This window comes from Olivibacter ginsenosidimutans (genome assembly GCF_039542865.1).
Classification (GTDB): Bacteria; Bacteroidota; Bacteroidia; order Sphingobacteriales; family Sphingobacteriaceae; genus Olivibacter; species Olivibacter ginsenosidimutans.
The window spans coordinates 308,253-327,959 of sequence record NZ_BAABIQ010000043.1; the positions used below are offsets into that span (position 1 = coordinate 308,253).

General features: G+C 41.3%; 18 protein-coding genes. 3 read left to right on the forward strand and 15 right to left on the reverse strand.

Going from position 1 to position 19,707, the window contains the following annotated elements:
* Positions 1 to 57: 57 nt before the first annotated feature.
* On the forward strand, positions 58 to 1,308 hold the full coding sequence (locus tag ABD930_RS18780) for a 3-deoxy-D-manno-octulosonic acid transferase (protein WP_345234163.1): 1,251 nt from the start codon (positions 58 to 60) through the stop codon (positions 1,306 to 1,308).
* A 72-nt stretch (positions 1,309 to 1,380) separates the two neighbouring features.
* Here ABD930_RS18780 and ABD930_RS18785 read toward each other — a convergent pair whose 3' ends face one another.
* From ABD930_RS18785 to ABD930_RS18795, 3 genes are all read right to left on the reverse strand, one after another.
* The gene (locus ABD930_RS18785) at positions 1,381 to 2,202 is read right to left on the reverse strand and encodes an SDR family oxidoreductase (RefSeq protein ID WP_345234165.1); all 822 of its coding nucleotides are present in this window, start codon (positions 2,200 to 2,202) and stop codon (positions 1,381 to 1,383) included.
* Complete coding sequence (hemW, locus tag ABD930_RS18790; protein ID WP_345234167.1) at positions 2,174 to 3,352, reverse strand: radical SAM family heme chaperone HemW; 1,179 nt, start codon at positions 3,350 to 3,352, stop codon at positions 2,174 to 2,176. The genes ABD930_RS18785 and hemW overlap by 29 nt, the downstream gene beginning before the upstream one ends.
* An 84-nt stretch (positions 3,353 to 3,436) precedes the next feature.
* Positions 3,437 to 4,024 (reverse strand): SAM-dependent methyltransferase, encoded by a 588-nt coding sequence (locus tag ABD930_RS18795; RefSeq protein WP_345234170.1) that lies wholly within the window; start codon positions 4,022 to 4,024, stop codon positions 3,437 to 3,439.
* Between the two features lie 550 nt (positions 4,025 to 4,574).
* On the opposite strand from ABD930_RS18795, the gene pyrH reads away from it, so the two are divergent.
* The gene (pyrH, locus tag ABD930_RS18800) at positions 4,575 to 5,282 is read left to right on the forward strand and encodes a UMP kinase (protein WP_345234172.1); all 708 of its coding nucleotides are present in this window, start codon (positions 4,575 to 4,577) and stop codon (positions 5,280 to 5,282) included.
* 129 nt (positions 5,283 to 5,411) lie between these two features.
* Here the strand turns inward: pyrH and ABD930_RS18805 are convergent, their stop codons facing one another.
* The 11 genes from ABD930_RS18805 to ABD930_RS18855 all read right to left on the reverse strand — a co-directional run bounded on the left by ABD930_RS18805 (position 5,412) and on the right by ABD930_RS18855 (position 17,455).
* Complete coding sequence (locus tag ABD930_RS18805; RefSeq protein WP_345234174.1) at positions 5,412 to 7,130, reverse strand: DUF4091 domain-containing protein; 1,719 nt, start codon at positions 7,128 to 7,130, stop codon at positions 5,412 to 5,414.
* Between the two features lie 232 nt (positions 7,131 to 7,362).
* Complete coding sequence (gene argH, locus ABD930_RS18810) at positions 7,363 to 8,694, reverse strand: argininosuccinate lyase (RefSeq protein WP_345234176.1); 1,332 nt, start codon at positions 8,692 to 8,694, stop codon at positions 7,363 to 7,365.
* Between the two features lie 243 nt (positions 8,695 to 8,937).
* Positions 8,938 to 10,005, reverse strand: a complete 1,068-nt coding sequence (locus ABD930_RS18815) for a M20 family metallo-hydrolase (protein WP_425571147.1) — start codon at positions 10,003 to 10,005, stop codon at positions 8,938 to 8,940.
* A gap of 11 nt (positions 10,006 to 10,016) precedes the next feature.
* On the reverse strand, positions 10,017 to 10,820 hold the full coding sequence (gene proC / locus ABD930_RS18820; protein ID WP_345234180.1) for a pyrroline-5-carboxylate reductase: 804 nt from the start codon (positions 10,818 to 10,820) through the stop codon (positions 10,017 to 10,019).
* 30 nt (positions 10,821 to 10,850) lie between these two features.
* Entirely contained in the window at positions 10,851 to 11,627 is a 777-nt protein-coding gene (gene argB, locus ABD930_RS18825) for an acetylglutamate kinase (RefSeq protein ID WP_345234183.1), read from the reverse strand.
* A 24-nt stretch (positions 11,628 to 11,651) separates the two neighbouring features.
* Complete coding sequence (locus ABD930_RS18830; RefSeq protein ID WP_345234185.1) at positions 11,652 to 12,647, reverse strand: Rossmann-fold NAD(P)-binding domain-containing protein; 996 nt, start codon at positions 12,645 to 12,647, stop codon at positions 11,652 to 11,654.
* A 167-nt stretch (positions 12,648 to 12,814) separates the two neighbouring features.
* Complete coding sequence (locus ABD930_RS18835) at positions 12,815 to 13,951, reverse strand: aspartate aminotransferase family protein (protein ID WP_345234187.1); 1,137 nt, start codon at positions 13,949 to 13,951, stop codon at positions 12,815 to 12,817.
* Positions 13,952 to 13,978: 27 nt separating this feature from the next.
* Positions 13,979 to 14,344: a four helix bundle protein gene (locus ABD930_RS18840; RefSeq protein ID WP_345234190.1), complete on the reverse strand. Its 366-nt coding sequence runs from the start codon at positions 14,342 to 14,344 to the stop codon at positions 13,979 to 13,981.
* Between the two features lie 39 nt (positions 14,345 to 14,383).
* Entirely contained in the window at positions 14,384 to 15,355 is a 972-nt protein-coding gene (argC, locus tag ABD930_RS18845; RefSeq protein WP_345234192.1) for an N-acetyl-gamma-glutamyl-phosphate reductase, read from the reverse strand.
* A gap of 158 nt (positions 15,356 to 15,513) precedes the next feature.
* The gene (gene argG, locus ABD930_RS18850; RefSeq protein WP_345234194.1) at positions 15,514 to 16,701 is read right to left on the reverse strand and encodes an argininosuccinate synthase; all 1,188 of its coding nucleotides are present in this window, start codon (positions 16,699 to 16,701) and stop codon (positions 15,514 to 15,516) included.
* Positions 16,702 to 16,759: 58 nt separating this feature from the next.
* Entirely contained in the window at positions 16,760 to 17,455 is a 696-nt protein-coding gene (locus ABD930_RS18855) for a GNAT family N-acetyltransferase (RefSeq protein ID WP_345234195.1), read from the reverse strand.
* Positions 17,456 to 17,797: 342 nt separating this feature from the next.
* On the opposite strand from ABD930_RS18855, the gene ABD930_RS18860 reads away from it, so the two are divergent.
* Positions 17,798 to 18,028, forward strand: coding sequence for a hypothetical protein (locus ABD930_RS18860; RefSeq protein WP_345234198.1), 231 nt, complete (start codon positions 17,798 to 17,800; stop codon positions 18,026 to 18,028).
* Here the strand turns inward: ABD930_RS18860 and ABD930_RS18865 are convergent.
* Positions 18,010 to 19,707 (reverse strand): sodium:solute symporter family transporter, encoded by a 1,698-nt coding sequence (locus tag ABD930_RS18865; RefSeq protein WP_345234199.1) that lies wholly within the window; start codon positions 19,705 to 19,707, stop codon positions 18,010 to 18,012. The two genes, ABD930_RS18860 and ABD930_RS18865, sit on opposite strands and share 19 nt — an antisense overlap.

The following is a 19,707-nucleotide window of genomic DNA, read 5'->3' on the forward strand; positions in this document are numbered from 1 at the left end:
AGATAAACAAATTGAATATAATTGCCGTTTCTTAAATGCACAAAACCTGCGCGTGATATGTGGTTTTTATATAATCTTGGTATTCTTTTAGGACAGTTTATGGTGTTTATTCTCGCACCGTTTAATACCCGGGTAAAACAATGGAAAAGGGGTAGGGAAGGACTGCTCGATCGGATAGCTTCCACCGTTGATTCATCGGAGCTACATACATGGTTTCATTTTGCGTCATTAGGGGAGTTCGAACAAGGACGATCTGTTTTGGAAGCTTATCGGGAAAACTTTCCCAAGAAAAAAATCGTTATTACTTTTTTTTCTCCTTCTGGATATGAGGTGAGAGCAAATTATGAAAAGGCAGATTATGTGTTTTATCTACCGGCTGATACCATAAAAAATGCCCGACAATTTGTCAATTTAATTCATCCCGAAGAGGTTTTTGTGATAAAATACGAATTTTGGCATAACTATTTCAAAGAACTGCATCAGCGCCAGATTCCGTTATATCTGGTCTCCGCTATTTTTAGAAAAAATCAGCTGTATTTTAAATGGTATGGAAAACCTTTTCGTTCTACCCTTCGGTATGTAAGCCATTATTTTACACAAAATCAGGAGAGTATTCAACTATTACAGTACATTGGTTTGAATAACGCTTCTTTAACAGGCGATACCCGTTTTGATCGGGTAGCCCATCTGCCTTTGCAAAAAAAAGAAATACCAGCCATTACGCCATTTGTTCAACAACATCCTGTTTTGGTGGCGGGAAGTACATGGTTGCCAGATGAGGAACGGATTGCCGAACTGTTGCAAAACTATCCGGATTGGAAACTCATTATGGCACCGCATATCATCAACGAAGATCACCTGCAGGCATTAGACGCGAAATTTACAAATAGCGTACGATTCTCCCAATTGGATATAGCTCGCTATCCAGATCAGTTGATTCATCAGGTATTGATTATTGATAATATAGGGATGTTGTCCTACCTTTATGGCTATGCCGATATTGCGTATATCGGTGGTGGTTTTGGGACAGGGATTCATAATACCCTAGAAGCAGCTACCTATGGCGTTCCGGTAATTTTTGGGCCAAAATACGACAAATTTCAAGAAGCAAAAGACCTTATTACAATTGGAGCTGCATTTAGCATTCAACAACAGCAAGATCTTATCAAAGTTTTTGAAAAGTTACAAGTGCCTGAATTTAGAAAAGAAGCAGGAAACCAGGCCTATCAATACGTACAGCAGCAGGCCGGAGCTACCGGTAGGATTATGGATTATTTAAGGTATAAGGCAATAAGCAATAGGCAATAGGCTTTAAGCAATAGGCAATAGGCTTTAAGCAATAGGCAATAGGCAATAAGCAATAAGCCTAAAGCATACAGCCTAAAGCGTAAGCACCCTTGCTTCCCGGATTTTTTTCCGAAAAAGCTTACCGGGTAAATATTTACTGGCCCAAATGACTTTGATTTCCTTTCCGGCAATAAATATTTCTTCTTTTTGCTTCTGTATATAAGGCACCAATCGTTTTACAAGCTGTTCGACTGACATTGCTTGGGCATGAACCGCGTCTTTCTTCTGATAAATCTCCCCATCACCGGTAAGGGCTTTTTCTCCTAATGAAGTGTTTACAAATCCCGGACAAACCATACTAATGGCGATATTGTTGTCGTAAATTTCTGGACGTAAGGATTCAAAATAGCCGTGCAAGGCGTGTTTGGAAGCCGCATAAGAAGATCGGAAACGTGTTCCTATTTTACCCATTAAACTGCTGATGACAACAATATGTCCGCTACCCCGTTGCAACATGCTAGGCAATACAGCTTGTGTCGCGGCAACAGGACCCCAATAATTGATATTCATGATCTTTTGGGCTACGTTTAGCTGCGTGTCTAGGGCAAGTGCCCGTTGCGTGATACCTGCCGAGTGGATCAATAGGTCAATCCTCCCGAAAATACGTAATGCTTCGTGGGTTCTAGCCTCAAGGTCAGCTAAATTTTCCAGATCTAATGGTAAGACATGAACATGCATAGGACTGCCCTTACAGGCTGTTTTGACCCGATATAATCGATCTTTCGATCTTGCAGATAAAATCAGCTTGGCGCCTAAAGCCGCGTAGTGGTAGGCCAAACCTTCTCCAATTCCAGAAGAGGCGCCGATAATCCAGATAACTTGGTGATTAATGGGGATGTTGACTTTCTTTTTCATATTTATCTGCTATGGCGTAAACATTTTCTTCGAAAAGCGCTGCCGCGATGGTATCGGCGATTAGCTTACCAGTCGTTGTTAGTTTAAGATGGGTATCCTCCTCAATGAGTTGATGATGTGTTTTAAATATTTCCGCTCTTTTCAGGAGATCGCGTAAGCAGGGATACCCAAATGTTTGGCCAATAAAATTCAAATCTATCCCCCACATGGTACGCAAAGCGGTCATAATGTATTCATTTAGCCTGTCAGTGAGGGATAACGATTCCATTTCTGCGGGTATGTGTTGGCTGAAGATAGCCTTCATGTACTGGTTGTTATTACTGACGTTCCATTGTCTTTCGAATCCATTATAGGAATGGGCTGATGGACCAATACCTAAATAAGGTATAGCTTTCCAGTAATTGGTATTGTGTTGGGCATAATGATGAGGTAAGGCAAAATTGGAAATTTCATAGTGTTCATAAGCCGCTTCACGCATCATATCGATTAACCATAAGAATTGTTGGGCACTTTGCTCATCATCAATATGCGGTTGTTTCCCGGTGTGAATGGCATGGGCTAATGCCGTTCGTGGTTCAACAGTAAGACTATAAGCCGAAATGTGCGGTATGTGAAAAGTTAACAGTTGGGATATATTGCTGATCCATTTTTCCTGAGATAGCAGGGGAAACCCATAAATTAAATCAGCTGTAATGTTCTCGAAGCCGGCATCCTGTACCCGCTTGATGGACGCGGTTGCTTCTTGTGCAGTATGGGCCCGATTCATCCATTTTAGATCCTCATCAAAAAAAGATTGAATGCCGATGCTAAAGCGATTAATAGGAGTATTCCGTAGTTCGGTTACTTTTTTGGTGTCCAAATCATCAGGGTTCGCTTCTAAGGTGATCTCGGGTGTTGGGGATATCCTGTAGTAATGGGCAAGCTCCTCAATCAACTGTTTGATTTCAGATGGAGTCAAGATAGAGGGCGTGCCCCCACCAAAGTAGATGGTCTCGATCTGTGCATCTTGTAGGTAATTTGCTTGGAGTTTTAACTCCTGCTTCATCGCTTCTAATAGATCCGTTTTGTATTGAAGGGAAGTACTGAAGTGAAAATCACAATAGTGACACGCTTGTTTACAAAAAGGGATATGAAAGTAGATGCCCGCCATGTAGGCAAAGTTAAGCTTATCTGACGAATAATTCTTTCCAGAAGATGATTCTTTCCAGAAGATGATTCTTGAACGTGTGGACTCTTATTTTTTTGGGACAGTCCAAAAATAAATAGTTGATTCACCAACTTTTAGCTGCTTTTCCGGTTTCCAATCGCCCATATCAAATTCATTGGAAACAATACGTGTCCCTGGTTTTAATAATTTAAGCAGTTTAGGACGTAATTTTAAATTAATATAGGGAAGTAGGTATAGCGTTACAACCGATGCATTGCTGAAGTCTACATCAAAAAGATCTTGCTCTAAAAATTTCACTTTATCCGTAACACCTTCCTTCACCGCGTTTTCATTCGCCTCTTCGATTCGTTTAGGGTCAATATCCACACCAACGCCGGTAGCGCCATACTCTTTTGCTGCAGTAATGACAATTCTACCATCACCACAACCTAAGTCATAAATTAGATCATTCTTGTTCACATGAGCAATGTTGAGCATGGCTTGTACTACCTCCGGCTTGCTTGCGACATAAGGGACATCCAATTTTTTTTCCGTTTGCTGTTCTTGACCAAAAGAGACGGCCGGAAAACCAAGTTGTATAAATATGCATCCAAAAATGGATAAAGATAAGAGAAGTAGTCTCCGAATAGCGGAATGTGAATGATAAAAGGCCATATATGTTACGAGGTTAGTGGCAAAATTTTTATAAAAGCTCACAACAATCATACCCTTTTTATCGTATTTTTTTTCTTTTATTCTTTTGTTACAAAACTGGCTTTTTGTAGTGGAATATTATGGGCTAGCCTACCGTTGACGATTTCAGGGCCTCTCTAATGACAACAGGAAGAAATCTTTCTGTTATAAAAAGTAAGTCGTCTAAAGCGATTTATCTAAGTTTGACGTTTTTTTAATATCTTTGGCCGGCGGTTCTAAAATCAAAGCATTCTCCGCTTGCTAAATGTCATTTTAGTACGTTAAAACTTTTATTACGCATGAAATATCCGTATTTCCTAAATACATCGACATGTGAACCCGCCGGCTGGCCTTTGAAAGTCAAATTAAATACATATGAATCGTCCATGGTTAATCCGCTGGCTAACAGATTTACTACACAAGAGCAGGTAACTTTTGAACATAGTAAGCTCCTGCTAACCGATGGATTAAAAGCCACTTTGAGGTTCATGAGTGCCAATAGTAAAATAAATAGACGAATAATTAGTTACACATGAAATATAAACGTATCCTACTTAAACTTAGCGGAGAGGCCTTAATGGGCAGTAAACAATACGGAATTGATATCGATCGTGTTGCGCAATATGCCCAAGACATCAAATCGGTCTATGATCAAGGGGTGGAGATTGCCATCGTGATTGGCGGAGGTAATATATACAGAGGACTAAGCGCAGAAAAGGCAGGTATGGACCGTGTACAGGCAGATTACATGGGTATGCTCGCAACGGTAATTAACAGTATGGCTTTACAAGATGCGCTCGAGAAAGCCGGTATGAAAACGAGATTACTGACTGCGATAAAAATGGAACAGATCTGTGAACCATTTATTCGTCGAAGGGCCGTAAGACACTTGGAAAAAGGGCGCATCGTTATTTTTGGTGCCGGTACTGGAAACCCTTATTTTACTACCGATACTGCTGCTTCGCTCCGCGCTATTGAAATCAATGCCGATGTCGTATTAAAAGGTACACGGGTAGATGGTATCTACACGGCTGATCCCGAGAAAGATCCTTATGCTACTAAGTTTGATCAAATTACTTTCCAAGATGTTTATAACCAAGGACTAAATGTGATGGATATGACCGCATTTACCTTATGTCAGGAAAATAAACTGCCAATCATTGTATTCGACATGAATAAAAGCGGCAATCTTTCCCGCTTAGCTAAGGGAGAGGCTATCGGTACCTTAGTAAAAGACTAAGAGAGCGGTATACGGTAAAAGAAGGTATAAGGTAGGAGGTATAAGATAAAAGAAGGAAGGTATAAGGTGGGAGGCCAGTTCTAAACCCTATACCTTACACCCTAAACCTTATACCCTACGCCTCAGTAGCTATTGTTGTGATAGGCATTCCAGCAGTTCCTTTCTTATCTTTCTAAAGTAAGCTATGCTCCCATCATAGTCGTCAAAATTTAAGATAAGCTCATTGCTTAAGGATTTCGCTTTCTCGGAATTCTTCTTTTCCAGCATCTTGAGCAGCTCATAATCATAAATGCCATCCCGCATGGTTTCGAATCGAATAGAGCTGTAAAGCTTATGATATCCTGGATAAACAATATAGGCATCACCTGCAGGTAACTTTCCCCGGTCTCGCGAAGCATCTTGATGCAAGATGTCTTGTCCACTCCAAAAATTGAGCCCCCAATGAAGATACCCCGTCAGGCCGTATTTGTAATTGATCCAGTGTAAATACCGGGTTTGAATTAAGGGCAATTCTATGAAGCGATTAGCGTAGTTGCCTCTTGGACCAACGCAGGTATAATACCATATCTTTTTACCTTCTTTTTGGAGTTCTTGGTAAAAGCTATAATCTTTATGTAAGACATCTAGAATAGGTACCCAAACGTCTATTCCGTTACGTAACTCTTTGGACGTAAGTACTGCGTCAATAATTTTTACTCCCGGTAGGTATTTCCTTACGTAGCTGCTGATAGCCTGATAGGATGCTGCATTTTTAGCCACCGGCTCGTCGCCTATATGCTGCATGTATTTGGATAACCAACCCTTTTCTTCTAGATGTGCCCGGAGGGCCGGTAGAAATTGGTTGAGGAAATTTTGGGTGCGGGCATCCTCGAGTGGAAGCTTAACTAAACGGATGTTATTCACAACGTCTAATGGGGCCGGACTCTTAGGTAAATCAGCATTTGCTGGAGTGGCCGGTACAGGTACCTCTACGTAATAGGGCTCGTCCCAAGCACCTGATCGCCAGGCCAAATGGCCTCCTTCAATCCGGTCTAATGGCCCTGCCTGTTCAAATAGTGTGATTTCTTTATCGAAATTGCTGAAGTCAAAGCTATATTGATTACCATTAAGTGTGTAAGTGGTCATCCATACAGGAAATACGCGTTGTACATTTTGTCCATGGGAAGCCATCATCGTTGCATGCACCTTGACAAGATCCCAGTAAAGGGAACTAAAGAGCGGTACATTTTCCCCATTATTTAACGCACTAAGGGTTTGCGGACTGGTATGGGCAGACCAATTAGAGATAAGTAGGGAAGTTTTGTTTACTTGAACAGGATAAACCCGGATATAAAATTCTTTCTCAAATTTTTTCTTTTTCCTCTTTATGGTTCCTTGTAGGTTAACCCGACCTTTGTATAATCCAGGTTCGGCATCTATAGGGATAGGTATGGTAATCCATAATGGTTCGACTTCCCCCTGTTCAAGATTGACAGTCGTATCGGTCAATATGGGATCAGGGAAAAAGTCGGAAACCGATCGCAGCAGGTCTTTGGAGGGCGATTCATATTTTCTGCCGGCTCTTACATAGCCAATCCATCCTGTTTGTCCCTGAAGTTGTGCCTTGCCATTACTAATGGTTGCTATGCTTGCCGAAACATTTTTTATCTCGTCATTGCTTTTCAATACCAGCTGAACGGAGGCCGTTTCTCCCCGTGCGACGGGCAACGTGTCTTGTTGGTCCTGAAAATATATCCGGTCTTTTAACACTTTTTCTAAGGGATCAACTTGATACAGGTATAAGCTTTTTTCTTTCGCTTGAATACTGGTGATAAGCAGCAATAACCAAAAAATAATACTTTTTTTCATCTGTTTATTGTTTTGCTTTTATTTAGCAGATGGCGCCTGTGATGATTTTAATCATGCCGGGTTTATTAGGATATTTTATAATTCAGCGATAGGCAATAAGCGATATGCTTTACGCAATTTGCATAACCCGTAAGGCTATAAAATCGGCAAATACGTATTGCTTAAGCGCGATGCGAGTTAATTTATCTTAATTGGTTCTACTGGCCATTTATAACGGGCTTGTTGCTATATGCTATTGCAAAAGTCTGTTCAGGGCTTGATCTACGCTATCGAAGCCAAAATTGGAAATTACTTTATCGAAAAGAGCTTGAATTTCGTCATTCTGCAAGTTTCCTATACTACCTTCATGGGTATGGCGAACTTCTTTACTCGGTTCAAACGTTCCTTTTTCTATGGCAAGGCCAATATTTTTATAAGCTTCTCTAAAAGGCACGCCTTTTAATACTTCATTATTTACAACTTCTACGCTGAAAAGGTAGTCGTATTTTGCATCATCCAGGATGTGTTGATTGATCCGTATATTACGCAACATCAACTCGGTCATCTGTAAGCATTCCTTTAAGGAACGGAAAGCCGGAAATAGATTCTCTTTCAGTAATTGCAGATCGCGGTGATAGCCTACCGGTAAATTTGTTGTCATCAGTGCAATTTCGTTCGGTAGTGCTTGTATCTTATTGCACCGCGCACGGATCAGCTCAAAAACATCCGGATTTTTTTTATGGGGCATGATGCTCGAACCGGTGGTAAGCTCGTCAGGGAAACTGATAAAGCCAAAATTCTGGTTCATATACAAACAAGCATCCATGGCCATTTTTGCTAAGGTCGCGGCAATAGCACTCATCCCTTGCGCTAATATGCGTTCGGTCTTCCCTCTACCCATTTGTGCGTACACTACATTATAATTTAAAGCTTCAAAACCAAGGAGTTCGGTCGTTAATTTTCTATTTAAGGGAAAAGAAGAGCCGTAGCCGGCCGCCGAACCTAAAGGGTTTTTATTGCATACTTTCCAGGAGGCCAACAGCAATTCCAGATCATCTACTAAGCTCTCTGCATAGGCGCCGAACCATAAGCCAAAAGAAGAAGGCATAGCGATTTGCAAGTGGGTATAACCGGGCATTAATACCTCTTTATATTGATTGCTGAGCTCAATCAGCAGTTTGAATACCCGCTCCGTATTCCTGACCAGTTCTTGTATTTCATGCCTAAAATAAAGCTTAAGATCAACCAAAACCTGGTCGTTCCTTGATCTACCACTGTGTATCTTTTTCCCCGCATCGCCAATCCGCTGGGTTAGCAGCAATTCTATTTGAGAATGGATATCCTCAACGTGTTCATCGATGGAAAAATTACCTGACTCGATTTCACGATAAATTTGCTTAAGCTCTTGTTGAATCTTAATTAGCTCTTCTTTTGTCAACAAACCAATACTTTCGAGCATTTGGGTATGGGCAAGTGATCCGAGTACATCAAATGGAGCCAATTGTATATCCAGCTCTCGATCATTACCTACGGTGAATTGCTCAACGGATTGTTCTACTGCTGTTTCTTTTTGCCAAAGTTTCATTTTCTTTTTTAAGTATCAAGTATCAAGTATCAAGTATCAAGTATCAAGTATCAAGATATTTTTAGAAGCCCCGTCATCTCGACCGTAGCGGAGAGAGCTGTTTAGCATGAGATTCCTCCACTTCGGTCGGAATGACATTTGTTCATTTTAAGCTTTTAGCCCTTCAACTCTTATGGCTTACTTCTTGTGTCTTATGTCTAAGAATAAGCTTTCCGCTCTTAAAAGGCAAAACTCAACGCCCTATTATAAGCGATTGACTTTATACCGCTCCAAGAGCGCGATATACAACTTAATTCCTTCTTCAATTTCGCTAATATAAATAAATTCATCCGCACTATGGGATCGTGCCGAATCGCCAGGCCCTATTTTTAGGGATGCCACCGGGATGAGCGCTTGATCGCTCATGGTTGGCGAACCATAGGTTTTTCTACCTAAAGCCAGTCCTCCTTGTACAAAAGGATGTTCTACCGCTATGGACGACGGATTTAATCGGGTCGATCTAGCTTGTACATCACTGCTGACATGTTGACGGATAATGGCTAGTACTTCTTCGTTGGTATAGGCATCGGTTGTTCTTACATCAACAACAAAGCTACAGGTAGCCGGTACCACATTATGCTGAGCGCCCGCCTGGATCATCGTGACACTCATTTTTACCGGTCCGAAAACCGCCGATTCTTTTGGAAATTTAAAGGTGCGAAACCATTCGATATCCACAAGAGCTTTATAGATAGCGTTGTCTCCTTCTTCCCTTGCGGCATGGCCTGATGTTCCATGAGCAGTACAATCGAGTACCATTAAGCCTTTTTCGGCAATGGCCAGTTGCATTTCCGTTGGTTCGCCGACGATCGCAAAATCCAAGGGTCCAATCAAGGGCAAGATCAATTCGATTCCGTTTCTGCCGGAAATTTCTTCTTCGGCAGTTGCCGCAAAACAGAGATTGTACGTTAGGTTCGACTTCGGGTAAAAATGCAAAAAGGCGGCCAGGAGAGATACCAGCGGTCCGCCAGCATCATTACTCCCTAGGCCGTACAGCTTTCCATCGGCTATTTCGGCCTTAAAAGGATCGCGTGTATAACCGGTATTAGGCTTCACCGTGTCATGATGGGAATTTAATAAGATAGTGGGTTTATTTTTGTCAACATGTTTGTTGAAAACCCAAATGTTATTTAATTGCCTATAGCAGCGTATCCCTTGCTCGTTAAAAAATCGTTCGATTCGATCAGCCGTTCCAGCTTCTTCTTTGCTAAAGGATGGAATCTGAATCAGTTCTTTTAATAGGTTAATGCTTGCTGCTATTAAATCACTCATCATCGGAAAGATTAATCTTTGTATAAGCCACCCGCACGTTCTGCAGAAAGTTTGATACCTTTAATAAAGGCAGAACTGAAGCCATTATGTTCCATCTCGTTTAGACCAGCAATGGTACAGCCCTTAGGCGAAGTAACTTTATCAATTTCGCTTTCCGGATGGCTCTGCATTTGGAGTAAAAGGTCTGCCGCACCTTTGGCCGTTTGTACAGCCATTTTTAGTGCGTCGTGTGCGTGAAAACCGATTTCTACCCCACCTTGGGAGGCTGCTCGTATGCTTCTTAAAAAAAAGGCAATTCCGCAGGCACAAAGGGCGGTGGCAGACGTCATTAAGTCTTCATTAATCGTCACAACAGCACCCACGGTTTCAAATAAACGGGTCACCTCCGCCATATGATGGTCAGTGGCATGATCTGAAGCGATACAGGTCATCGATTGTCCGATAGCAATAGCGGTATTCGGCATGGCTCGGACAACTTGAATATCATCTCCTAATTGCAGTCGGATATCCTTACAGCTCACGCCTGAAATGACAGAAACAACGAGCTGTTGCTCGGCAATGATTGCTCCGTTGATTTGTTCCAATACCTGATTTAGCTGTTGGGGAAGGACTGCGAGTACAATGATGTCTGCTCGCAGAATGGCTTCCCTGTTATTGTCAGAAAGCTTAAAGCCACGTTCGGCTTCGCTGTTCATCTGTTTAATATTTCTTCGAGTAAGGGTGATATCTTCTGCCTGGCAATAGGCTTTAGCCAATAAGCCCTTTGCTAAGGAGAGCCCGATATTACCACTTCCTATAATCGTAATTTTAGGCATAACGTGTGTATTATTTAATGATCATGATGCTTAAAAAATCGTTGTTCCTGCGTGTTCGTCTGCCAAATCATCGGCATGTTTAATGATGACTTTCTTGACACCTTGGGCAATGGCATCGAATGCATTGTCCAATTTTGGAATCATGCCATCGGCAATAATCCCCTGTTCCCTTAACGCAGTATATTTGGTTTGATCTATTTCAGTAATAACGGAATGATCGTCGGCAATATCGCTTAATACCCCCTTCTTTTCAAAACAATAAATAAGCGATACGGCATAGCTTGATGCCAAGCCAATGGCTAATGCCGATGCGATGGTATCCGCATTGGTGTTTAAAAGCTGTCCTTCGCCATTATGGGTGATTGCAGAGAATACTGGAAATAAATTAAGCTCAAGTAGGCTTTGGATGCGTTTGGTGTGGATAGACGTTGGGGTCATATCACCTGCAAATCCATAGTCAATCGTTTTGACTGGGCGTTTAACCGTACGGATAGTATCGCCATCGGCTCCGCTTAATCCAATAGCATCACAGTGGTTTGCTTGCAGTAGTGCGACAATGTTTTTGTTGGCTAATCCGGCATATACCATGGTGACAACTTTAAGCGTTTCCAGGTCGGTTATCCGCCTGCCATTGACCATCTTGGCTTCAATGCCTAGATCGCCAGCCAATTTACTGGCAATTTTCCCTCCACCATGCACTAAGATTTTTCTGCCTTCTAAATGGGCAAAAGATTTTGTGAAGCGGTTTAAGGCTTCCTCCTGTTCTACAATGTTTCCCCCAATTTTGACGATACTTAGTTTTTCCATATCCTTCATCTATGGCAAGGTCATTTAAAGATTTTCCAGTATTCTTTTCAAGACAACCTGAGCGGCCCATACCCGATTACTGGCTTCCTGGATGACCAATGAATCTGGTCCATCCAATAGGGCAGAGGATAATTCCAAATCTCTTCTTACCGGCAGGCAGTGCATGATTTTTGCCCGGTTCGTAACCTTAAGCTTTTCCGGTGTGGGCATCCATTCTCGTCCCGTCACTAATATTTTGCCATACTCTTGATAACTCGACCAATTTTTGACATAAACGAAATCGGCATTGCTGAGTGCCTCGTTTTGGTTACCCGTAATCGTTGCTCCTTGTGTAAATTGTTCATCCAGTTCATAGCCTGCAGGATGAGTAATGGTGAAATCTAAAAGCCCTTGCTCCTGTGCTTTACACATCCATTCAGCAAATGAATTGGGAACCGCTTGCGGCAGCGCTTTAACATGAGGAGCCCAAGTAAGGACAACCTTTGGTTTTGCACGGACGGAGACGGATTGACCATCTACTTCTTGAGTAGAGGGTGTGTTTTCCAGAATAGTAATTAAATCGGTTAAGCTTTGAAGCGGATGACGTGTTGCACTTTCTAAGCTTATGAGTGGCTTTTTACAATAGCTGGAGAACTTGTTAAACAAATCTTCACTGTAATCTTCTTTACGGTCTTTTAGACTAGGGAAAGAGCGTAAGCCCAATATAGCACAATATTCGCCCATAACAGCCGCCGCCTCCCGAATATGTTCAACGGTCGTACCATCCATTACAACGCCGTCTCTAGTCTCTAGCGCCCAACCATCTTTATCCATATTCATCACCATAACGTCCATTCCTAAATTCAGCGCCGCTTTTTGCGTGCTCAAACGGGTACGTAAGCTCGGATTTAAGAATACTAAACCAAGCATTTTGTACTGTCCCAAGCTTCTAAAAGCATTTGGATTCGCCTTCAGCTCCAAGGCCTCCTGAACGATGGTGGATAAGTTGTCTACATCAGCAACGGAGAAAAAATTCTTCATCTAACATTATTTTATGGTGATAAGTCTCTTATAGTTTTAAGTGATAAGTGGTAAGTTTTAAGTACGCTCTACCCATTACACACTTAGAACGTTGAGACTTTACAGGTATTAGTTTTACATCTTACACCTCTCATACCTTTTAAAACCTACAATGTACAACGTAATACTTAAAAACCTTTTATCCTTTCTTCTAGTGCTTCCAAAAATCTATCCGCTTCTTTCTTTCCTACGTTTAGTGCAGGAAGTAAACGGATGACATTGGGTTTGGCCTCTCCGGTAAAGATATGATTTTTAAAAAGAAGCTCTTTCTTGACCTGATTTAATTCCTCTGGGAGCTCTATACCGATCATTAACCCTTCACCTCTTATTTCCTTAATATGATCGAAGCCTTTAAGTTCTTGTATTAAATAGTCGCCCATTTGAGCAGCATTTTCGATTAGCTGTTCTTTTTCCATCGTTTCCAGAACAGCCAAAGCTGCCGCACAAGCTAAGTGATTGCCGCCAAAAGTAGTGCCTAATTCGCCAAACCACGGCTTAATCTTAGGTGAAATGGAAATCGCGCCAATCGGGAAACCATTACCCATACCTTTCGCCATACTGTAAATATCTGCCTGAATGCCGGCATGATCATGCGAATAGAATTTGCCCGAACGGCCATATCCGCATTGTACCGAATCGGCAATAAAAATGACATCGTATGCTGTGGTTAAATCCCGTATTTTCTGTAAAAAACGGTGATTCGCTACCCTTATACCTCCAACTCCTTGGATACCTTCAATAATAACAGATGAGATCGTTTCACCTTGTTCAGCGAAAGCTTGCTCAAGAGCTTCTTCATCATTAAAAGGAAGAAAAATAACATGATCGGTCTCGTTTACCGGTGCGATAATCTTGGGATTATCCGTAGCAGAAACCGCCAGTGACGTTCGCCCATGGAAAGCACCTTTAAAGGCGATCACTTTTTTACGTCCATTATAAAAAGAGGCTAATTTGAGTGCATTCTCATTAGCCTCGGCACCCGAATTGCATAAAAAAAGTTGATAATCTTTTTTGCCGGATATATTACCTAATAATTCAGCCAACTGTTGTTGTAAGGGTATTTCAACGGAATTGGAATAAAAGCCCAACGTATTCAATTGATCAGTTATCCGTTGAATATAGTGCGGATGACTATGGCCGATGGAAATAACAGCATGACCACCATATAAGTCTAAATATTCCTGTCCATTGGCATCGTAAACATAGGAGCCATTTCCCTTTACAATTTCAATCGGATTTATGGGGTAAACATCGAATAGTTTCATTGGGTTGTACGTGTTAAGTTTTACGTTTTAAGTATTTATTGTGCTCCGTATTTTTGTTATGAGCGAAATGAGCATTGCCTTAATCTGATTGATTTCATCCTTTAGCGCTTCATATGTTTTTTGTGATACATATCCCAAATCATTTGCTAATAATAAGAAATATTCTGCTTCGTTTGCAGATCCTAACGAAATGCTTAAAAAGTGAATGAAATCTTTTTGAGAAGGTCTACCACATCCTTCTGCTATATTTGCAGGGATAGAAGCCTTAGATCTACGTAATTGACTGGTCAAACCATATTGTTCTTCTTTTGGAAATACTGCGCTAATTTTATAGATATTCAGGGTAGTTTGATGTGACTTTGCCCATACAATCAATTCTTTATAATTTTGCATTTAGGTTAAACTTATAACGTATCACTTAAAACCTATAACTCAAAAAGCAGTAGCCTTTAATCGTAGACCGGTTTGCTCCTCCAGGCCAAACAACAGATTCATATTCTGTACTGCTTGTCCACTTGCTCCCTTCAGGAGATTATCAATAATGGATACAATCATCAATTTATTACCGTGTTTTTCTAAATGAATAAGCGCTTTATTCGTGTTCACCACCTGTTTTAAGTCAATATTCTCCAAACTTACATGTGTAAAGGGATGGCTTGCATAATAGCTGAGGTACAATTGGTAAGCCTCTTCAAGGGATAATGTTGACTCAAGGTACGTACAGGCTAAGATGCCCCGTGTAAATGCGCCACGTTGAGGCACAAAGTTTATCGTCTGATCAAATGAAGATTGCAGCTGAATAAGGCTTTCTCCAATTTCATGCAAATGTTGGTGTTCGAATGCTTTATAAACCGAAAGGTTATTGTTTCTCCAGCTAAAATGGGACGTTGGTGATAGACTTTGACCTGCGCCGGTAGACCCCGTTGTAGCATTGATGTGTATTTCTGAACGAAGTAATCCCTGTGCAGCTAAGGGAAGCAATCCCAATTGAATCGCGGTAGCAAAACAACCAGGGTTTGCTAGATGTTGCGCTGTTTTTATTTTATCCCGTTGCAGCTCTGGTAAACCATAAACAAAAGCCTCTGCCTTGGCCTTCAACCGATAGTCTTGACTTAAATCGATTATACGAATAGATTCAGGAATGGAATTCGCCTCTAAAAACTTCCGTGCAGCACCATGCCCAACACAAAGGAATAATACGTCAATGTTCTGGGAAAGTTCATGGGTAAATTGCAGTACTGTATCGCCAAATAAATCGGTATGAACAGCATAAACAGGTTTTCCGGCGTTACTGTTGCTGTTTACAAAAATAATTTCAACGTTAGGGTGATTGAGGAGAATCCGCAACAGCTCTCCGCCGGTATAACCTGCCCCACCAACAATACCTACTTTTATTTTATTCATGTTATTTGTATCAAGTATCAAGTATCAAGTTATTCCTAAAAGCTTTCACACGTTCTACTTTTCACTTTTGGCTTTATGCTTTTCGCTAAAAAGTGGTCTCATGTCTTGCTACTGGTGTCTTATGTCCTCTTTGGCATTAGAACCTTTAACCTTACACCTCAAACCTTATTAACCTTATGCCAGATCATCACCTGATTTCCGAATATCTTCGAAAACCCTTTTACATCTTCACCTGTCCAAGCATTATTCATCTCTCCATAGCTTCCAAAGGCGCTGGACATTAAATCATGTTCCGATTCCACGCCGATCACCTGAAAACGATAAGGGTTCAATTCAACAAAAACGTCACCGCTCACGGTTTCCTGAGAACGTTGCAGAAAGGCCTCGATATCACGCATTACAGGATCATGGAATTGGCCTTCATGCATCCAGTTACCATAGAAAGATGCTAATTGGTCTTTCCAGCTCAGTTGCCATTTAGTGAGGGTATGTTTCTCTAGTGTGTGATGTGCTTTAATGATAATGACCGGTGCAGCCGCCTCAAAGCCTACACGACCTTTGATGCCGATAATGGTATCTCCGATATGAATATCTCGCCCTATTCCATAAGGTTGAGCAATAGCTTGTAGTTGCTGGATAACTTTTACAGGGCCTAAACGTTCACCATCTAGTGCAACGGGTTCACCCTTTTCAAAGGTTAACGTTATTCGTTTAGGTGCTGTTGCCGTTACAGGTGTTGGCCAAGCTTCTTCGGGGAGGGTATCATGCGAAGTCAGGGTTTCCTTGCCGCCAACAGATGTCCCCCAAATTCCCTTATTAATAGAATATTTTGCCTTTTCCGCATTGTATTCCACACCGTGGTTATGTAAATAATCAATTTCAGATTCACGGCTCAATTTTAGATCCCTAATAGGAGTAATAATCTCTACGTCCGGAATTAAGATATTAAAAATCATATCAAATCGAACTTGATCGTTACCGGCACCAGTGCTTCCATGGGCAACGAAGTTTGCACCGATCTTTTTGACGTAGTTGGCAATTGCCGTCGCTTGGCTTACGCGTTCAGCACTTACTGATAGGGGGTAGGTAGCGTTTTTGAGCACATTGCCAAATATGAGGTACCTAATACTGGCGTTATAGTAATTTTCCGTTTCGTCAATCGTGGCATGGGAAGTTACACCCAACGCATACGCTCGCGATGCTACCTGTTCCAGTTCTTCTTCCGAAAAACCGCCGGTGTTTACCAAAACTGAATGGACTTCCAGTCCCATATCTTGCGCGAGATAAATCGCACAAAACGAAGTATCTAATCCTCCGCTAAATGCTAATACTACTTTCTTCTTCATATCTATTGAGCTGTGATAGTCGCTATGAGATGCTATCAAAACAGGTTAAAATTATATGTTAATCAAAGGCCAGAAATAGGGTTGCAATAATCTTACTTCTCCGTCTTAAACTTAGTTCTATGCGTTTTAACAATGAATGTTTCTTTTGCATTTGTTTTAAACGTTCTTTCGCTTTTGCTTTTTGCGCTATTTTCTGCCGTAACTCTTTCTCTTTTTCTGCCGGATCCCAAAGCATCGCCGTGCACATGCAATTTTTACGGTCTTTACTCATTAAAATATCGTAATTTACACAACTTTGGCAGCCTTTCCAAAATTCTTCATCCTGTGTTAGTTCAGAATAGGGAACAGGTTCATAACCTAATTCAGAATTGATCTTCATGACGGCGAAACCTGTGGTCAAGCCAAATATTTTGGCCTTTGGATACTTCTCTCTGGAAAGGTCGAAAACCCGTTTTTTGATCGCCTTGGCCAAGCCTTCTTTTCTAAATAGGGGATTGACGATAAGACCTGAATTAGCAACGTATTCCCCATGGCTCCACGTTTCAATATAACAAAAACCTGCCCAAGTGCCATCTTTATGAAGGGCGATTACGGCTTTCCCCTCAAGCATTTTATTGGCAATGTATTCTGGCTTCCTACGTGCAATACCCGTACCGCGCGCTTTGGCAGACTCAGCCATTTCATCACATATTTGCTCCGCATATCCGATATGCGATTCATTTGCGGGAATAATAACAAAATTTGAAGTGTTCATTGAATGAGCATTCCCCGAGAGAACAAAACTATAAAACGTACTTTGTTCTATCGTTTGATTTTGATTACGTTTTTGTTAACTGTTTTGGTGGATACAGTAACCGGACTCGCTACTGCATTTTTGGTGAAGTGGGTATGCCCTCGAAATCAAGCCCGGGGCATAATGGGTCGTCGGACTCTCAAAACAAGCTTATTACTCAAAGCCTTAACGCATGGCATAACCATTGCATTGCCTGAAAAGGTTTGCTTGGTAATGTTGATATAAAGACTTGAAGTATTCATCTTATTGAAAATCTTCTTTTTTAGAATAATGTTTGCAAATGTATAAAATAAAATTTGGTTTATGCAATATTTATTGTATAAAATTGATAATATTTTATCAGTCGTGCTGCTCCATTTTCATTATGATAGTACTTTTAGATCATCATTGGGATTCTCTAAAGCAAGCACAGCCTTCAACGATCTACTTTTTGGCATTTCTTCCCTCCCGAGCACGAGCACTTGGGAGAGCAGAAACGACCGTTTTAAAAGTATTCATGAGCTCCCTCCCCATGGTTACCAGAATCGCACGTAAAGTGCGCTAACCAGTAACAAGGTTAACACGATCATGACCATCACTGAAGGTTCTACCTTAAACATGTTGGTATCGAGAACGAACGCTTTAGGGTTAATCTTCGGACCGGCTAAACTGATACCGATCATCGTGATGACGGTGAATAAGAAGGATAAGCCCATGCAAATTTGAAAGGGGATTTCATAACCGCCACGTCCGTTTGGATAAGCGGTATACAGTAATGTATCGTGGCCAAACCAGGAAGGCGCATAGTTATTAAAAACAACCGACAAAACAAAGCCCATGATCAGTCCGACAATGGCCGCACTTCCTGTTGTTCGCTTCCAGAACATGCCCAGTAAAAACATGGCTAATACACCCGGACTAATAAAGCCTGTATATTTTTGAATGAAAGTGAAGCCTCCTTCTCCGCCAATACCAAGCATATCATCCCATGTAAAGAGAATGGATGTGGCAATGGCCACGATGACCGTAATCTTCCCAACGGTAACTAAGGTTTTTTCAGAAGCATCTTTTTTTACGTATTTTTTATAGATGTCCATGGTAAAAATGGTTGCTATACTATTTGCCTTTCCCGCCAGCGAAGCGACAATAGCAGCCGTTAAGGCGGCCAACGATAAGCCCTTCATTCCATCAGGCAAAAAGCCTAAGATTGCAGAATAAGCATTATCTGGATTGAAATGTCCACCCGGAGCCATTTCTTGCTGCAAGGCACCATTTTTGTAAAGTACATAAGCCGCAATACCCGGAAGCATAACAATAACCGGCATAAACAGCTTCAAAAAGCCAGCAAAAAGAATTCCTGTACGAGCAGTCTTCAAATCGGCTCCTAATGCGCGTTGAGTAATGTACTGATTACAACCCCAATAGTTTAAGTTGACGATCCATATACCGGCTAAATACATACCTAAACCCGGCAGCATGAGGTATTTATTAATTTCTTCTTGTGGAGCATCAGCGGCAGGTTTATGGATAATCATCCTAAAATGCTCTGGCGAGTCTTTCAATAGTTGGTTAAAACCTGCTATGACATCTTTACCGAGACCGAAGTGGGTACTGACCAATGTTAAGGCCACATAAGTGGTAGCCACTCCTCCAATGATCAACACCAATACCTGGATGACATCCGTAAAACCGATGACACGCATGCCTCCAAGGGTGATAATTACCGCAAAAACCGATAAAGCTAAAACAATAACATGAAAACTACCACCTCCAGCTAAGTTGTTAATCGCTAGTGCGCCTAAAAATAAAATAGAAGTTAGATTGACAAATATGTACAAGAATAGCCAAAATACAGCCATAATAAGGCTTGTCGTTTCATTGTAACGGTTATTCAAGAATTGAGGCATGGTAAAGATCTTGTTTTTCAAGTATACCGGAATAAACCATACCGCAACGATGATCAAGGCTAATGCTGCAATCCATTCATAGGCAGCAACAGCGATACCTACCGTAAAACCATTACCACTCATTCCAATAAACTGCTCGGCAGAAATATTAGAAGCGATCAAGGAAGCACCTATTGCCCACCACGTTAATGACCCTTCTGCTAAAAAATAGTCATTGCTAGTGGCATTTGCGTTATTCTTTCGGCGATAAATCCAATAACCATAAGTGGCTACTACGATAAAATAGACTAAGAATATAAGATAGTCAACGAACGAAAATTTTTCCAT

Coding starts and splice junctions, on each gene's coding strand:
- ABD930_RS18830 (WP_345234185.1), bottom strand. CDS start 12,647: ATGAAGAATTTTTTCTCCGTTGCTGATGTAGACAACTTATCCACCATC.
- hemW (WP_345234167.1), bottom strand. CDS start 3,352: ATGGCGGGCATCTACTTTCATATCCCTTTTTGTAAACAAGCGTGTCAC.
- argB (WP_345234183.1), bottom strand. CDS start 11,627: ATGGAAAAACTAAGTATCGTCAAAATTGGGGGAAACATTGTAGAACAG.
- pyrH (WP_345234172.1), top strand. CDS start 4,575: ATGAAATATAAACGTATCCTACTTAAACTTAGCGGAGAGGCCTTAATG.
- ABD930_RS18815 (WP_425571147.1), bottom strand. CDS start 10,005: ATGAGTGATTTAATAGCAGCAAGCATTAACCTATTAAAAGAACTGATT.
- ABD930_RS18855 (WP_345234195.1), bottom strand. CDS start 17,455: ATGAACACTTCAAATTTTGTTATTATTCCCGCAAATGAATCGCATATC.
- ABD930_RS18865 (WP_345234199.1), bottom strand. CDS start 19,707: ATGGAAAAATTTTCGTTCGTTGACTATCTTATATTCTTAGTCTATTTT.
- ABD930_RS18860 (WP_345234198.1), top strand. CDS start 17,798: ATGCAATATTTATTGTATAAAATTGATAATATTTTATCAGTCGTGCTG.
- ABD930_RS18795 (WP_345234170.1), bottom strand. CDS start 4,024: ATGGCCTTTTATCATTCACATTCCGCTATTCGGAGACTACTTCTCTTA.
- argC (WP_345234192.1), bottom strand. CDS start 15,355: ATGAATAAAATAAAAGTAGGTATTGTTGGTGGGGCAGGTTATACCGGC.
- argG (WP_345234194.1), bottom strand. CDS start 16,701: ATGAAGAAGAAAGTAGTATTAGCATTTAGCGGAGGATTAGATACTTCG.
- ABD930_RS18840 (WP_345234190.1), bottom strand. CDS start 14,344: ATGCAAAATTATAAAGAATTGATTGTATGGGCAAAGTCACATCAAACT.
- proC (WP_345234180.1), bottom strand. CDS start 10,820: ATGCCTAAAATTACGATTATAGGAAGTGGTAATATCGGGCTCTCCTTA.
- ABD930_RS18835 (WP_345234187.1), bottom strand. CDS start 13,951: ATGAAACTATTCGATGTTTACCCCATAAATCCGATTGAAATTGTAAAG.
- ABD930_RS18780 (WP_345234163.1), top strand. CDS start 58: ATGTGGTTTTTATATAATCTTGGTATTCTTTTAGGACAGTTTATGGTG.
- ABD930_RS18805 (WP_345234174.1), bottom strand. CDS start 7,130: ATGAAAAAAAGTATTATTTTTTGGTTATTGCTGCTTATCACCAGTATT.
- argH (WP_345234176.1), bottom strand. CDS start 8,694: ATGAAACTTTGGCAAAAAGAAACAGCAGTAGAACAATCCGTTGAGCAA.
- ABD930_RS18785 (WP_345234165.1), bottom strand. CDS start 2,202: ATGAAAAAGAAAGTCAACATCCCCATTAATCACCAAGTTATCTGGATT.